The 14,876-nt window shown below is 67.2% G+C and carries 16 protein-coding genes; all 16 read left to right on the top strand.

The features are described 5' to 3' along the window. Positions 1–113 precede the first annotated feature (113 nt). The 16 genes from fliD (at position 114) to ACZK45_RS10030 (ending at position 14,809) form a co-directional block, all read left to right on the top strand. Positions 114–1,454, top strand: coding sequence for a flagellar filament capping protein FliD (gene fliD, locus ACZK45_RS10105; RefSeq protein ID WP_049421909.1), 1,341 nt, complete (start codon positions 114–116; stop codon positions 1,452–1,454). Positions 1,455–1,579: 125 nt separating this feature from the next. Beyond that, on the top strand, positions 1,580–1,999 hold the full coding sequence (gene fliS / locus ACZK45_RS10100; protein WP_049398118.1) for a flagellar export chaperone FliS: 420 nt from the start codon (positions 1,580–1,582) through the stop codon (positions 1,997–1,999). Further along, positions 1,996–2,286 carry a hypothetical protein gene (locus tag ACZK45_RS10095; protein WP_125429337.1) on the top strand — a complete coding sequence of 97 codons (291 nt, stop codon included), beginning with the start codon at positions 1,996–1,998 and terminating at the stop codon, positions 2,284–2,286. The genes fliS and ACZK45_RS10095 overlap by 4 nt, the downstream gene beginning before the upstream one ends. Next, positions 2,283–2,861: a PilZ domain-containing protein gene (locus tag ACZK45_RS10090; protein WP_317216534.1), complete on the top strand. Its 579-nt coding sequence runs from the start codon at positions 2,283–2,285 to the stop codon at positions 2,859–2,861. The genes ACZK45_RS10095 and ACZK45_RS10090 overlap by 4 nt, the downstream gene beginning before the upstream one ends. A 91-nt stretch (positions 2,862–2,952) precedes the next feature. Next, positions 2,953–3,585, top strand: a complete 633-nt coding sequence (locus ACZK45_RS10085; protein ID WP_032970105.1) for a response regulator — start codon at positions 2,953–2,955, stop codon at positions 3,583–3,585. 285 nt (positions 3,586–3,870) lie between these two features. Further along, complete coding sequence (rpoN, locus tag ACZK45_RS10080; RefSeq protein ID WP_478445784.1) at positions 3,871–5,280, top strand: RNA polymerase factor sigma-54; 1,410 nt, start codon at positions 3,871–3,873, stop codon at positions 5,278–5,280. Between the two features lie 14 nt (positions 5,281–5,294). Then, positions 5,295–5,672, top strand: coding sequence for a response regulator (locus ACZK45_RS10075; protein ID WP_010485922.1), 378 nt, complete (start codon positions 5,295–5,297; stop codon positions 5,670–5,672). Then, on the top strand, positions 5,669–7,174 hold the full coding sequence (locus ACZK45_RS10070; RefSeq protein ID WP_049421906.1) for a sigma-54 dependent transcriptional regulator: 1,506 nt from the start codon (positions 5,669–5,671) through the stop codon (positions 7,172–7,174). Before ACZK45_RS10075 ends, ACZK45_RS10070 begins: the two co-directional genes overlap by 4 nt. Before the next feature lie 185 nt (positions 7,175–7,359). Then, entirely contained in the window at positions 7,360–7,776 is a 417-nt protein-coding gene (locus tag ACZK45_RS10065; protein ID WP_125895717.1) for a hypothetical protein, read from the top strand. Positions 7,777–8,163: 387 nt separating this feature from the next. Beyond that, positions 8,164–8,529 (top strand): flagellar hook-basal body complex protein FliE, encoded by a 366-nt coding sequence (gene fliE / locus ACZK45_RS10060; RefSeq protein WP_253143087.1) that lies wholly within the window; start codon positions 8,164–8,166, stop codon positions 8,527–8,529. A 12-nt stretch (positions 8,530–8,541) separates the two neighbouring features. Next, the gene (gene fliF, locus ACZK45_RS10055) at positions 8,542–10,188 is read left to right on the top strand and encodes a flagellar basal-body MS-ring/collar protein FliF (RefSeq protein WP_253143086.1); all 1,647 of its coding nucleotides are present in this window, start codon (positions 8,542–8,544) and stop codon (positions 10,186–10,188) included. A gap of 7 nt (positions 10,189–10,195) precedes the next feature. Beyond that, positions 10,196–11,182, top strand: a complete 987-nt coding sequence (gene fliG, locus ACZK45_RS10050) for a flagellar motor switch protein FliG (RefSeq protein WP_024958226.1) — start codon at positions 10,196–10,198, stop codon at positions 11,180–11,182. Beyond that, positions 11,179–11,820, top strand: a complete 642-nt coding sequence (locus ACZK45_RS10045; protein ID WP_032129206.1) for a FliH/SctL family protein — start codon at positions 11,179–11,181, stop codon at positions 11,818–11,820. The genes fliG and ACZK45_RS10045 overlap by 4 nt, the downstream gene beginning before the upstream one ends. Then, the gene (locus ACZK45_RS10040) at positions 11,817–13,202 is read left to right on the top strand and encodes a FliI/YscN family ATPase (RefSeq protein ID WP_032129207.1); all 1,386 of its coding nucleotides are present in this window, start codon (positions 11,817–11,819) and stop codon (positions 13,200–13,202) included. Before ACZK45_RS10045 ends, ACZK45_RS10040 begins: the two co-directional genes overlap by 4 nt. A 3-nt stretch (positions 13,203–13,205) precedes the next feature. After that, entirely contained in the window at positions 13,206–13,673 is a 468-nt protein-coding gene (gene fliJ / locus ACZK45_RS10035) for a flagellar export protein FliJ (RefSeq protein ID WP_005416437.1), read from the top strand. Beyond that, a complete protein-coding gene (locus tag ACZK45_RS10030; RefSeq protein ID WP_125895417.1) occupies positions 13,673–14,809 on the top strand; it encodes a flagellar hook-length control protein FliK in 1,137 nt (378 codons plus the stop codon). Before fliJ ends, ACZK45_RS10030 begins: the two co-directional genes overlap by 1 nt. Positions 14,810–14,876 lie beyond the last annotated feature (67 nt).

The following is a 14,876-nucleotide window of genomic DNA, read 5'->3' as shown; positions in this document are numbered from 1 at the left end:
GCATGGGTCTTGCAGAAGGCTGGAGAGCGTTTCCACGCTCAAGCTCGCCCCTCCCAGGCCGATAGCAGGTGCAGGACACCCGCCCGGCCCGTCCAAGAAAAAGGATTCCCCTCATGGCCATCGGCACGATTGGTTCCGGCCTCGACATTCCCAGCCTGGTTGCACAGCTGACCGCCAAGGAACGCGAGCCCCGGGAAAAGCAGATCAACTCGGCGGGTGTTGCCGCCAGCGCCAAGCTTTCGGCGCTTGGCACCATCAAAAGCGGAATGACAGGTCTGCAGAGCGCGCTGAAGACCCTGGTCAAGGGTGTGGCCACCCCCGGCTTGAAAGTCAGCACGCCGACCGAGTCGAACTTCACTGCGACCCTGGACACCAGCACGACCGCCGGCAAGGCCGCTGCGGGCAGCCACCAGGTGGAAGTCAAATCCCTGGCACAGAACCAGAAGCTCAGCTCCAAGGCGTATACAAAGGACGCCGTGGTTGGCGACGGAACGCTGACGATCGCATACGGCGACAAGTCCATCAGCGTGAACATCGAACCCGGCGCGACGATGGAGAAGATCGCAGCCGAGATCAATTCCGCCGCCGAGAGCAAGGGCGTCACCGCGGCCGTGGTGACCGCCGACGATGGCATGCACCTGGTATTGACCGCCGTTGATTCCGGCAGCAAGGGCGCGTTGAAGGTCAGCGCCAGTGGCGGCAATGGCGGACTCTCCGAGCTGGCCTATGACGGCACATCCGCATCGAAGATGACCGAGATGGTGCCCGCCAAGGATGCAGTGGTGGTGGTGGATGGTTTCACCCGCACCAGCAGCTCCAACACGATCACCGACCTGGTACCGGGCATCAGCCTCACCCTGACCAAGGCGAAGGAAGGCGAGACGCAGACGCTGACCGTCACTCCGGACAACAGCACGCTGAAGACCAATCTCACGGCCTTCATCACCGCCTACAACGGCATCCAGACCACGTTGAAGAATTCCAGCGCTTACAACGCTGAGACGCGCACGGCCTCGACCATGACCGGAGACGCCATGGTCCGTGGCCTGCAGCAGCAGCTGCGCGCCCAGCTGAGTGCCAACGTCAACGACCTCAAGGATCTGGGCATCACCATTGCCGCCGACGGCAGCATGAGCCTTGATGGCGCCAAGCTCGACACCGCGCTGGCGAAGAACCCGGAGGCCGCCACCAAGCTGTTCGGTGCAGAGGGCGCGCTGGGCAAGCCGATGACCGAACTGCTCAAGAGCAGCCTGGACGCGACCACCGGCACGATCACCCAGCGTACGGCGACCTTGAACAAGCAGATCAAGGCACTGGAAAAGCAGCTGGACGAGCTGGACAAGAACATGGAAAAGGTGGCCGACCGCTACACCAAGCAGTTCACCGCGATGGAAAAGATGGTCACGCAGATGCAATCGGCCGGCGGCTCGCTCATCCAGCAGCTCGGCAACTGATTTCCAGGCATTTTTCCGGCGCAGTCGGTACTCAAGTAGAGCCCCGGCTGCGCCGATAACCCGTTAGACCCGTGCCGAACCCCTCAACCCACGCGGATGGGCAGGCATTCCAGGAGACTTCCCCTATGTACGGTTCCAATCGGCAGTTCGCCGAGCAGTACCGAAAAGTCGGCGTGACCACCTCGGTCGTCGATGCCGATCCACACAAGTTGGTAGCGCTGCTGCTGGCCGGTGCCTGCGAGCGCATCCGCACCGCTGAAGCCTCTTTGCAGCAGAATGACCAGGCGCGCAAGGGCAAGGCCATCGGCGAAGCCTGCGCCATCGTCGGCCACCTCAACGGCTCGCTCGATCACGAAGCCGGCGGCGAGATTGCCGGCAATCTGTCGGCACTGTACGACTTCGTCATCATGCGCCTGACCGAGGGCAACCTGCACAACGATCCAACCGCACTGAAGGAAGCCCTGGGCTTGATGGTGGAGATCGATTCGGCCTGGAACGCGATTCCGGCAGACCAGCGCCAGGTCACCAAAGCGGTGGCGCCATGAACCTTCAAACTATGCACGACGCCCTTGATACGCTGGAAACCAGCCTCCAAGGCGAGGACCACGACACCAGCGAACGCCTGATGGCCGAACACCTGGAAGCCGTGGCTGCCCTGTCGTTGGTTGTCGAGCGCCCCAGTGATGCCGCCATCCTCGCGTTGCGCGACCACCAGCAACGCGTACTGGCGCGCATGATCTCCCTCCGCGATGAAGCCGCAGCTCACCTGAAGCACACCGGCCGCTCCCTTCGAGCGGCGCATGCCTACCTGCAGGCAGAATCACTCGCATGACCCAACTGCCGACCACGTCGCTGCACCACCCCGCCGAAAGCGAGCTGTTCGACGAAACGCTCAGCTGCGAGCTGGCCTTGCCGGCCGAGTTCCAGGCAGGCAGCGCCGCCGGTCGCACCAGCAGTGCCGAAGGCCTGCTGCGCAGCCTGGCCTTGGTCGAGGACAGCCGCGTTGACGAGCACGACGACCGCAATGAGTCCAGCCTGCAGTTGCAGCGGCTGGAAGCCAAGCTGGATCTGGCGATGGTGCTGCTCGGCCGTCTGGTACGCCAGCAGGGCCAGGAACTGACGCTGCGCCCCGTGCGCTGGTCACGCCGCGGCATCCGCCTGCAGCTGGGGCCGCGCAGCGGCGCCAGCCCCGGCCAGGCCGGCCTGGTGCGCCTGCAGCCCAGCGACTGGCTGCCTGACCATATCGACCTTCCCGTGGAAGTGGTCGCCGAAGCGGCGGACGGTGGCGGTGGTCATTACCTGTGGCTGCGTTTCCAGCGTCTTGGCGATGGCCTGGAGATGGCAATGGAGCGGCATCTGTTCCGCCTGCATCGCCGCCAGGTGGCCGAAGCACGCCGCGCCCGCTGAAACCTGCCACCATGACGCCGGATGGGCAACCCTTGGCGCGCCCGTTCAGCTAAGTTAAGGTGGACTCCCCTCACGGACCTCCAACGTGCCTGTGCGAGTTCTCATCGTCGACGATCACACCCTGGTCCGCGCCGGCCTGGCGCGGCTGCTGCAGGGGTTTGCCGACGTGCAGCTCGTCGCCGAGGCCAGCAATGCCGAGCAGGCACTGCAGCTGGCCCTGCAGCACGCCCCGGACGTGATTCTGATGGACCTGTCACTGCCCGGCCGCACCGGCCTGGAAGCCCTCAGCGACATCCGCCTGCGCGCCCCCGGCACGCGGGTGGTGATGATGACCATGCACGACGACGCCGCGCACGTACGCGATGCACTCGATCGCGGCGCGGTCGGGTTCCTGGTCAAGGATGCCGCACCGCAGGAGCTTGAACTGGCGCTGCGTGCCGCACACGCCGGTCAGGTGTTCCTGAGCCCGCAGATCTCCGCCAAGATGCTGGCACCGATGCTCGGTCGCGAAAAACCCACCGGCATCGCCGCACTGTCGCCGCGCCAGCGCGAGATCCTGCGCCGCATCGGCAAGGGCGAAAGCAACAAGGAAATCGCCGCCGACCTCGGCATCAGCGTCAAGACGGTGGAGACCCACCGCGCACGCATGATGGAGTCGCTGGGCTGTCGCCGCGCCAACGATCTGCTGCTGCTGGCCGCGCGCCACCAGCACGAGCTGGAGTGATCCTCCGCGAAGGAGGCCAGATCCGCACTGACGACGAATTCCCGTCACCCCGACGCTCCCTGACAGGAATCCGTACACGGCGCAGCCCGATCAATCCGGGACCCACACCGGAAATCAGCAACTTAGCGGCGATCATCGTCAACATTCCGCGACAATGTAGGGAATACCCCTACACCCTGTCAGGACATTCACGAAGCCCCTCAGGAACCCCCTGATTCCGTCCCCGCCGGATCAAAAGCAAGATGCGTTCCACAAGGCGCCGGGGAGCGGTGCCGGGGAACCACGATGAAGGCTGCACTCTCGACCCAGCTGGGCCAACAACTTCACCTCACCCCGCAGTTGCTGCAGTCGATCCGGCTGCTGCAGCTTGATGGCCTGCACCTGGAACAGGAAATCCAGCGCCTGCTGGACTCCAACCCGCTGCTGGAGATCGAAGAGGCTGAAGCACCCACCGCCGAAGCCACCGAGGCCGGCGCCACCACGCTGGAAACCGCTGCGTTCGACGAGCTGCCCGAGTCGTCGATGTGGGACGTGGCCGGCGCCAGCTGGCAGGACGGCGACGACGACCGCATGGCGCGCATCGCCGCCGGCGAATCGAGCGACCCGCAGCTGCGCGTGCTGCAGCGCCTGTCGCTGGACATGGATGACCGCGAGCTGGCCGTGGCCGCCTTCTGGCTGGACCATTGCGATGAGGCAGGCTACCTGCAGGCACCGCTGGACCAGCTGCAGCTGCTGGCCAGCGCCCAGTTCGACATCGCCGCCGACGGCGTGGAAGCCATCCGTCAGCAGCTGCTGCATGGCGAGCCGGCCGGCATGGCCGCTCAGGACCTGCGCGAAGGCCTGCAGGCACAGCTGCGCAGCCTGCACGGCGTAGTCCCCGCCCGCCACCTGGCGGCACGCATTCTCGATGGCGCGCTCGACGCGCTGGCCGCGCACGACTACCCCGCCCTCGCCCGCCTGCACGACGCCGAGATCGACGACGTGCGCGAAGCCGTGCGCCTGATCCTCTCGCTGCAGCCGCGCCCGGGTGACAGCCTGCTGCCCGAACGCAATGCCGTGGTGGTGCCGGACGTGATCGCCTGGCACGCCGACGACCAGTGGAAGGTGGCGCTGAATCCGGCGACCAGCCGCCGCGTCTCGATCAACAGCCAGTACGAACAGGCCCTGGCCGAGACCAGCGAGGCCGCACCGGCACTGCGCGAAATGCTGCAGGAAGCGCGCTGGTTCAGCCGCGGCCTGTCGATGCGCTACGACACCCTGCTGCGCACCGCGCGGGTGATCGTCGAGCGCCAGGCCGCGTTCCTGGTGCGTGGCGAGGAGGCCATGGCGCCGCTGACGTTGAAGGAAGTGGCCGAAGAGATCGGCATGCACGAGTCCACCGTCTCGCGCATCACCACCGGCAAGTTCCTGCAGACCCCGCGCGGCACCTTCGAACTGAAGCACTTCTTCGCCGTGCGCCTGGAAGGCGCCAGCGTCTCCGGCCAGGCCGTGAAGGCCATGGTCCGCCGCCTGATCGACGCCGAACCGGCCGGCCGGCCGCTGGCCGACGAGGCCATCGCCGGCCTGCTGTCGCGCCAGGGGGTGAACATTGCCCGCCGAACCGTCGCAAAATACCGAGAACAACTGGACATCGCCCCGGCCCGTGAACGGCGCCGGCTTGGCGCCAGGCAACCGCAGCTGGCCCGGGTGGGCTGAAAAGGATGTTGGACATGAACAAGCTCACGGTCCTGCTGGTCGATGACCACGAGGGCTTCATCAACGCGGCGATGCGCCATTTCCGCAAGATCGACTGGCTGCAGATCGTCGGCAGCGCCGGCAACGGCCTGGAAGCGATCGAGCGCTCGGAAACGCTGCGCCCGCAGGTGGTGCTGATGGACCTGGCGATGCCAGAAATGGGCGGCCTGCAGGCCACCCGCCTGATCAAGTCGCAGGACGATGCACCGTACATCGTGATCGCCAGCCACTTCGACGACGCCGAGCACCGCGAACACGCGCTGCGCGCTGGCGCCGACAATTTTGTCAGCAAGCTGTCCTACATCCAGGAAGTCATGCCGATCCTGGAAGGCCTCAGGGAGGATCGATCGTGAGCGAATCGCGCATCCTGGTGCTGGACAACGACGCCGTGCGCGCAGAGCGCACCGTTGCCCTGCTGGAATTCATGGATTTCAACCCGCGCTGGGTTTCCGACGCGGCCGACTTCGACCTGGGTCGCCAGCGCCAGAACGACTGGATGGCCGTGATCGTCGGCAGCCTGGACGACACCGCTGCCAGCACCGCGCTGTACAACTGGCTGGGCGGCAGCAGCCTGCCGCCGCCGGTACTGCTGGCCGACGGTGATGCCGCAGCCTTTGCCCATCAGCACGGCCTGCACGAAGCCAACATCTGGCCGCTGGAAACGCCGCTGCGCCATGCGCAGATGGAAGCCCTGCTGCGCCGCGCCAGCCTCAAGCGCCTGGACGCCGAGCACCAGGCCGGCGCCGCGCAGGACCAAGGCCCGACCGGCAACGGTCCGGCGGTGACTGCGTTGCGCACGATGATCGAACAGGTGGCCGCATTCGACACCACCGTGCTCGTGCTGGGCGAATCCGGTACCGGCAAGGAAGTGGTGTCGCGCGCCATCCATCAGCGCTCGCCGCGCCGCGACGGCCCGTTCGTGGCGATCAACTGCGGCGCCATTCCGGCCGACCTGCTGGAAAGCGAACTGTTCGGCCACGAAAAGGGTGCCTTCACCGGCGCACTGACCGCGCGCAAGGGCCGTTTCGAAATGGCCGAAGGCGGTACCCTGCTGCTCGACGAAATCGGCGACATGAGCCTGCCGATGCAGGTGAAGCTGCTGCGCGTGCTGCAGGAACGCAGCTTCGAGCGCGTCGGTGGCAACCAGACCATCCGCTGCAACGTACGCGTTGTGGCCGCAACCCACCGCGACCTGGAAACCCGTATTGCCGAAGGCAAGTTCCGCGAGGATCTGTTCTATCGCCTCAACGTGTTCCCGATCGACGTGCCCGCCCTGCGCGAGCGTCGCGAAGACCTGCCGGCGCTGGTGGAAACCATCGCCGCACAGCTGGCGCGCACCGGCCGTGGCGAAGTGCGCTTCACCCCGGAAGCCCTGCAGGCCCTGGCCGGCTACGAGTGGCCGGGCAATGTGCGCGAACTGACCAACCTGGTCGAGCGCCTGGCGGTGCTGCACCCGGGCGGATCGGTGCGCGTGCAGGACCTGCCGGCCCGCTACCGTGGCGACGCTGCACTGGCAGCGGTGGCCGCACCGGCACCGGTACAGCCGACGGCCAGCGAAGAACGCCTGGACCTGCGCAGCTTCTCGTTCCACACCCCGGGCGGCGGCAACCAACCGGCGCTGGAGCACGGCATTGCCGTCAATCGCGCCGCAGCACCGGCGGCGCTGCCCGATGAAGGCATGGACCTGCGCAACCACATGGCCAACATCGAACTGGGCCTGATCAACGAAGCACTGGAACGCACCCAGGGCGTCGTCGCCCACGCCGCCCAGCTGCTCGGCCTGCGCCGCACCACCCTGGTGGAAAAGCTGCGCAAGTACGGCATCGAACGCGAGCAGGCCGAACTGGCCGGCTGAACCTCGCGACCAGCATGAAGGGGGCACGAACGCCTGGGCTTGCCCGGGCGTTGGTGTTTCCAGTACCTGGGGTCAGATCCCTTTCCTGCGGAAAGAGATCTGACCCCATTGCATTTGCACGTTTTCCTAAAGACATCACCGCCGCAGTGCGGAGCATGGCAAGGACATCCCAACGAGGTCCCACCATGCATCGCCTCACTCTGCTCGCCGCCTTGCTCTGCCCGCCCCTGGCCAGCGCCGCCGACTGCACCCTGCCCACCACGCTGGACCAGCGCCAGTTCACCAACCTCAGCGACCCGCTGTACGCACCGGACAACCCCAATGCCGGACGCATGGTGCAGGTCAGCTTCGCCGGCAACCAGTATGTGCTGGACATCCTCGGCACCGACCTCCGCATCGGCGGCAGCTACCGCTATCAGCACCTGGCCCCGCATATCGCGGAAATCCAGATGACCGAAGCCCACCCGGCCGGCCCTACCCACTACACCCTGCTGCTGACCTGCCAGACCGACCACCAGGGCCGCTTCATCTACACCCAGCACGACGGCCCCATCGCACCCCGCCAGCGCCAGAATTCCGGCCGCTGGACCCTGCAGCCATAGGCCAGAAAACCGACGCCGGTTAAATGGCGCCTTCAATGGGGTAAGAGCCCGTGCCGACCAACGGTCGGCACCCACCATCAGCAGCAGGTTCCAACAGATCGCGGAATTCTGTCGAAGGCGGGGTGGGTCCGGTTGCGGGGGCGTGAGCGCCATGGATGGCGCGACCGAGCTTACATGGATGTACTTGCAGCGTCCCCCGCAACCGGACCCACCCCGCCCCCCACGGATCGCCAGCCGTTGACGTTGACGTTGATTCGGCGGGTGCAGGGCGCAGCCCTGCCAGCACACCCAAAACCCTCACTTCACTGAATCGAAAACCGGTTTCGGCACGGCACTTGCACCTGCTCCAGCAGACAACCCCATCCCCTGTTTCTGGAACCGTTGCAGATGTCCCACTCCGTCACGTCGATCCTTTCGCAGATCCGCTCCTATCAGACCCAGATGGGACAACCGGCGCTCAACCCGCTGGGCGAAACGCCGCGCAGCAACGCCCTGCCGGGCACGGTGCTGGATGCACCGCAGGCCCAGCCGGTCAGCTTCACCGAAACCCTGCGTGGTGCGATTGCCGGCGTCAACGACGCGCAACAGAAATCCGGCGCCCTGGCAAAAGCCTTCGAAATGGGCGACCCCAGCGCCGACCTCGCCAAGGTCATGGTCGCCTCGCAGCAGTCCCAGATCGCCTTCCGCGCCACCGTGGAAGTCCGCAACCGTCTCGTCCAGGCCTACCAGGACGTGATGAACATGCCGCTGTAAGGATAGAACCGCATGGCCCTGTCGCTCTCCAAGGAATCCCTGAACGCCGAAAAGGCGGGCCAGTGGTTCGATCGGCTGCAAAGCCTGCAGATCACCCGTCGGCTCGGACTGATGGCGATGATCGCCGTGGCCGTAGCGGCCGGGCTGTCCGTGTTCTTCTGGTCGCAGAAGCCCGGCATGGTCCCGCTGTATACCGGCCTGGACCAGAAGGCCACCGCTGAAGCGACCGACCTGCTGCGCGCCGCGCAGATCCCGTTCGCGCTCGACCCGGCCACCGGTGGCATCACCGTGCCGGAAAAGAACCTGCACGACGCCCGCCTGAAGCTGGCCGGCTCCGGCCTGACCGACAGCGGCAAGCTCGGCTTCGAGCTGATGGAACGCGACCCGGGCTTCGGCGTCAGCCAGTTCGTGGAAAGCGCACGCTACCAGCACGCGCTGGAAACCGAGCTGTCGCGCACCATCAACACGCTGCGCCCGGTGCGCGATTCGCGCGTGCACCTGGCCATTCCCAAGCCCAGCGCCTTCACCCGCCAGCGCGACGTGGCCAGCGCCTCGGTCACCCTGGAACTGCGTGGCGGCCAGCAGCTGGAACGCAGCCAGGTGGACGCCATCGTGCACATGGTCGCGGCCAGCATTCCGGACCTCGCTCCGGAACGGGTGACGGTGGTCGACCAGAGCGGGCGCATGCTCAGCATCACCGACCCGAACAGCGAAGCGGCGGTCAATGCGGCCCAGTTCGAGCAGGTCCGCCGCCAGGAAACCTCGTTCAACCAGCGCATCCGCGAGCTGCTGGAGCCGATGACCGGTCCTGGCCGCGTCAATCCGGAAGTGAGCGTGGACATGGACTTCTCGGTGACCGAGGAAGCCCGTGAGCTCTACAACGGTGAACCGCAGAAGCTGCGCAGCGAGCAGATGAGCGAGAACACCACCAGCACCCCGGGGCCGCAGGGCGTGCCGGGCGCGACCAGCAACAGCCCGCCGGGCCAGCAGGCCGCACCGGCCACTGCGCAGGCCCCGACCGAAAGCAGCAAGAATGCGACCCGCAACTACGAGCTGGACCGCACCCTGCAGCACACCCGCCAGCCGGCTGGCCGCATCAAGCGCGTCTCGGTGGCGGTGCTGGTGGACAACGTCCCGCGCGCCGGTGCCAACGGCAAGATGAGCCCGCAGCCGCTGTCGGCCGCCGAACTGACCCGCGTCGAGGCGCTGGTCAAGCAGGCCGTCGGCTTCAACGCCGAGCGTGGCGACACCGTGTCGGTGATGAACGCCCCGTTCGTGCGTGACACCACGCCGGTCGAAGGCCCGGCATGGTGGGAGCTGCCGTGGGTGCACGACGCCGGCCGCATGCTGCTGGGTGCCGTGGTGGTGCTGGCGTTGCTGTTCGGTGTGCTGCGCCCTGCACTGCGCGCGATCACCGGCCAGAACAAGAAGAACGACGAGCTGGCACTGGAGCCGCATACCGCGGACGTGCAGCTGGTCGATGACGATGGCATGCCGCTGCCGGCGCTGGGCGCCGACCGGGCCAGCCTGGGCGGGCCGGATGCATTGGCCCTGCCGGTGGATTCATATGAGGAACGACTGCGGATGGCGCGTGAAGCCGTGAAGACCGACTCCAAGCGCGTGGCCCAGGTGGTCAAGGGCTGGGTGGCCAATGACTGAGGCCGCACTGACTGGCGTGCAGCGCGCCGCCGTACTGCTGCTTTCGCTGGGTGAGCTGGATGCGGCCGAAGTGCTGCGTCACATGGAACCCAAGGAAGTTCAGAAAATCGGCATCGCCATGGCCACCATGACCGACATCACCCGCGAACAGGTGGAACGGGTGATGGACCAGTTCGGCCAGGAGCTGGGCTCGAAGACCTCGCTGGGCGTGGGCTCGGACGATTACATCCGCAACATGCTGGTGCAGGCACTGGGCAGCGAGAAGGCCGGCAACCTGATCGACCGCATCCTGCTCGGCCGCAACACCACCGGCCTGGACGCGCTGAAGTGGATGGACCCGCGTGCGGTGGCCGACCTGGTGCGCAACGAGCACCCGCAGATCATCGCCATCGTGATGGCGCACCTGGAAACCGACCAGGCCGCCGACGCGCTGAAGCTGCTGCCCGACCGTACCCGCGTGGACGTGCTGCTGCGCATCGCCACCCTCGACGGCATTCCGCCGAACGCACTCAATGAACTCAACGAGATCATGGAGCGCCAGTTCGCCGGCAACCAGAACCTGAAGTCGTCCAACATTGGCGGCGTGCAGTGCGCGGCCAACATCCTGAACTTCATGGACAGCGGCCAGGACCAGGCGATCCTGGGCGAGATCGCCCGCATCGATGCGCCGTTGAGCAACCGCATCCAGGACCTGATGTTCGTGTTCGACGACCTGGTAGACCTGGACGACCGCGAAATGCAGCTGGTGCTGCGCGAAGTGAGCGGCGAGCGCCTGGGCCTGGCCCTGCGCGGTGCCGACATCAAGGTGCGCGACAAGATCACCCGCAACATGTCGCAGCGCGCGGCCGAAATCCTGCTGGAAGACATGGAAGCCCGCGGCCCGGTGCGCCTGTCCGACGTGGAAGGCGCACAGCGCGAGATCCTGGCCATCGTCAAGCGCATGGCCGATGAAGGCACCGTCACCATCGGTGGCAGCGCGGAGGCCATGCTGTGAGCAACGTCGTGCGCTGGCTTGCCCCGGACCTGCTGGCCCAGCCCGAACCGGTGCTGGATCAGGCGGATGCGTTCGAACTCACCGAGCCGGACCCGGAACACGAGCCGGAGCCGCCGCTGCAGCTGCCGACCCTGGAGGAAATCCAGGCCATCCAGGACAGCGCAGAGAAGGAAGGCTTCCAGCACGGCCATACCGAAGGCTACGGCCAGGGCCAGGCGGAGGTGCGTCGTCTCGCCGCGCAGATCGAAGGCATCCTGGACAACTTCAGCCGACCGCTGGTGCGGCTGGAGAACGAAGTGGTCGGCGCACTGGGCGAGCTGGCGGTACGCATCGCCGGTGCGCTGGTCGGCCGCGCCTATGAAGCCGACCCGGCACTGCTGGCACAGCTGGTCGGTGAGGCCATCGACGCGGTGGGTGGCAGCACCCGGGAAGTGGAAGTGCGACTGCACCCGGACGACATCGCCGCCCTCGCCCCGCTGTTGAGCCTGCCGCCACAACAGCGCCTGGTGCCAGACACCAGCCTCAGCCGCGGCGATCTTCGCGTGCACGCCGAAGCCGTGCGCATCGACGGCACCCTGGAAGCCCGCCTGCGCGGCGCGCTGGACGCGGTGATCCGCCAGACCGGAGCCAATGCATGAACCCCGATCAGCAGCCGACGCCGCCACCGGCCGACTGGGCCATGGCCCGCAACCTGCGCCTGGCCCGTCGCCTCGATGGCCTGCGTGTGGATACTGCCCATGGCCGCGGCCTGATCCGCGAGGGCGTGCTGCGCCGCGCGGTCGGGCTCACGCTGGAAGCGGTCGGCTGCGAGGCACCGCTGGGCGCAAGCTGCAAGGTGGAAGTGGTTGATGGTGGCTGGGTCGATGCCGAAGTGGTCGGCTTCGCCGGCGAGCGCACCTACCTGATGCCCAGCGCAGAGCTGCATGGCCTGTTGCCCAATGCGCGGGTGGTGCCGTCCGCGCGCCGTGGCGGCGTGGAAGTGGGTGAAGGCCTGCTCGGCCGCGTCATCGACAGCGACGGCGTGCCGCTGGATGGCAAGGGCCCGATCCGCGCCGAGGGCCATGTCGGCATGGCCGGCGTGTCGATCAATCCGTTGGCGCGTGAGCCGATCACCCAGCCGCTGGACGTGGGCGTGCGCGCGATCAACGCGCTGCTGCCGATCGGCCGCGGCCAGCGTGTCGGCCTGTTCGCCGGTTCCGGCGTCGGCAAGTCGACGCTGCTGGGCATGATGACCCGCTACACCGCCGCCGACGTGATCGTGGTCGGCCTGATCGGTGAACGTGGCCGCGAAGTACGCGACTTCGTCGAGACCACGCTGGGCGAGGAAGGCCTGCGCCGCGCCGTGGTGGTGGCCAGTCCCGCCGACCGGCCGCCGCTGGCGCGCCTGCATGGTGCCTATCGCGCTACCGCCATCGCCGAATGGTTCCGCGACCAGGGCCTGAACGTGCTGTTGCTGATGGACTCGCTGACCCGCTTCGCCCAGGCGCAGCGCGAGATCGGCCTGTCGGTCGGCGAACCACCGACCACCCGAGGCTACCCACCGTCGGTGTTTGCCAAGCTGCCGGCGCTGGTCGAGCGTGCCGGCAATGGTGCCAAGGGCCGTGGCTCGATCACCGCGTTCTACACGGTGCTGACCGAAGGCGACGATCCGCAGGATCCAATCGCCGATGCAGCGCGCGCGATCCTCGACGGCCACATCCTGCTGTCGCGGCGCGTGGCCGACAGTGGCCTGTACCCGGCCATCGACGTTGAATCGTCGGTCAGCCGCGTGGTCACGGAAATCGCCGACGAACCGTGGCGCCTGCGCATCCGCAAGCTGAAGCGGCTGGTCTCGGCCTACTCGGCCAACCGTGACCTGATCGCCATCGGTGCCTACCAGCGCGGCAACGACGCGGCCACCGACGAAGCCCTGGAACGCTGGCCGGAAATCATGGAGTTCCTCGGCCAGGACGTCGCCAAGGCCGCAGATCTCCCGCACAGCCAGGCGGCACTGCAGCGCCTGGTGGAACAAGAGAGTTAAGCCATGAACCAGTCCAAGCGCATCGATCCCCTGCTCAAGCGGGCCCAGGAACACGAGGACGCAGTCGCCCGCGATCTGGCCGAACGCCAGCGCGTGCTCGATACCCATCTATCGCGACTGGACGAACTGCGCCGCTATGCCGAGGAATACGCGAACGCGCAGATGGCGGCGACCAGCCCGGCGCAGCTGCTGAACCGGCGCGCCTTCCTCGACCGTCTCGACAGTGCGGTGGAGCAGCAGCAGGCCACGGTCAACGGCAACCGCGAAAAGGTGGAAGCCGAGCGCGCCCGCCTGATCCTGGCCAGCCGTGACAAGGCCGTGCTGGAACAGCTGGCCGCCAGCTACCGCGCACAGGAAAAGGTAGTGACGGACCGCCGCGACCAGCGCGAGATGGACGACATTGGCGCGCGTCGCGCCCGCCTGGTGCAGGCCGAAGATCAGGACGGCGCCGAGCAGGGGGGCCGCTCGTGATGCCCGCGCCATTGGCCAGCAGCGCCAACGCGCAGCCACAGCATTCCGGCAGCAGCGCACCCCGCGCGCCACGCGGTGATGGCAACAAGGAGTTCAGCCAACTGCTGCACGGTGGCTCGCCGGCTGCCGATGCACCCTCGAAACCCTCGAACTCGCCTATGCCGTCCACGCAGGGACCGGCATCGGACAGCACTGGCCAGGCCGGCGCCGAGCGCAGGCCGGACAGCACTGCCGTCCCCGAAGAGACCGCCGCCACGGTGCCCACAGCACCGGCCAAGCCGGTTGCCGAAAAGGACACCCCGGCGGCGACCGAGGAAGCCCCTTGGCCGCCACTCGGCCTGGCCGGGCTGGTGCTGGCGGTACCCGCGCCTGCCGATCCTGCCGCCGCTCTGCCAACAGTGGCCGCAACGGCTACCGACGTAGACGGCAACGCACTACCCGCCCCCGCCGCACTGCCGGCCGCCGCAGCCCTGCCATCCACAGCGGCGGCTGCCACATCGTCCACCACCAGCAGCGGCACCGACCAGACAGCCACGCTGCCGTTGCCTGAACTGGTGCTGCCCGGCAAGCGCAACGAACGTGGCGAAGACAGCGACGCAACCTTCATCGGCGACCGTGCCGCAGCGCCGCTGCTGCATGCGCCAAGCAATGCGGCCGTGCAGGATCTGAAAGCCGCGCTGGCCACCGGCAATGCCATCTTCAATGGCGAGCCGACGCCGAAGCCGGTGCTCGGTGACGATGGTTTCGACCAGGCCGTCGGCGCGCGCCTGGGCTGGCTGGCCGACCAGAAGATCGGCCACGCCCACATCCGGTTGAGTCCGGACGACATGGGCCCGGTCGATGTGCGCCTGCAGTTGAACGGCGACAAGGTGCATGCCAGCTTCAGCAGCCCACACGTGGATGTGCGCCAGGCACTGGAAAGCAGCCTGCCGCGCCTGCGCGAACTCCTCGGCGAGCAGGGCTTCCAGCTGGCTCATGCTGATGTTGGTCATCAGGCGCCCGGTGGTGACGGCAATGCGTCAGGCCAGGCCAGTGGCGGCGGCATCGCGGGTGACGGAGAACCGTCGCCGGGCGAGGCCAGCGTGTCGTCCGCGCAGTTGATCCGCCAGCGCGGGTTGCTGGACGCGTACGCCTGACAGACGTGCCAACCAAGGTTGGCACCCACCAGAGCGGGACGGTTGGCACCTACCAGTATCGCGTTGG

It is taken from the genome of Stenotrophomonas sp. 63632_Sma (assembly GCF_056482875.1).
Note: the sequence above shows the minus strand (reverse complement) of the source record. Positions and strands in the feature narration are given on the sequence as shown.

Bases quoted from the DNA above. Each gene is read 5' to 3' on its own strand.
- ACZK45_RS10075 (WP_010485922.1), top strand. From the start codon at position 5,295: ATGAACAAGCTCACGGTCCTGCTGGTCGATGACCACGAGGGCTTCATC.
- ACZK45_RS10095 (WP_125429337.1), top strand. From the start codon at position 1,996: ATGAACCTTCAAACTATGCACGACGCCCTTGATACGCTGGAAACCAGC.
- fliJ (WP_005416437.1), top strand. From the start codon at position 13,206: ATGAACCAGTCCAAGCGCATCGATCCCCTGCTCAAGCGGGCCCAGGAA.
- fliF (WP_253143086.1), top strand. From the start codon at position 8,542: ATGGCCCTGTCGCTCTCCAAGGAATCCCTGAACGCCGAAAAGGCGGGC.
- ACZK45_RS10065 (WP_125895717.1), top strand. From the start codon at position 7,360: ATGCATCGCCTCACTCTGCTCGCCGCCTTGCTCTGCCCGCCCCTGGCC.
- ACZK45_RS10090 (WP_317216534.1), top strand. From the start codon at position 2,283: ATGACCCAACTGCCGACCACGTCGCTGCACCACCCCGCCGAAAGCGAG.
- ACZK45_RS10030 (WP_125895417.1), top strand. From the start codon at position 13,673: ATGCCCGCGCCATTGGCCAGCAGCGCCAACGCGCAGCCACAGCATTCC.
- fliS (WP_049398118.1), top strand. From the start codon at position 1,580: ATGTACGGTTCCAATCGGCAGTTCGCCGAGCAGTACCGAAAAGTCGGC.
- fliE (WP_253143087.1), top strand. From the start codon at position 8,164: ATGTCCCACTCCGTCACGTCGATCCTTTCGCAGATCCGCTCCTATCAG.
- rpoN (WP_478445784.1), top strand. From the start codon at position 3,871: ATGAAGGCTGCACTCTCGACCCAGCTGGGCCAACAACTTCACCTCACC.
- ACZK45_RS10040 (WP_032129207.1), top strand. From the start codon at position 11,817: ATGAACCCCGATCAGCAGCCGACGCCGCCACCGGCCGACTGGGCCATG.
- fliD (WP_049421909.1), top strand. From the start codon at position 114: ATGGCCATCGGCACGATTGGTTCCGGCCTCGACATTCCCAGCCTGGTT.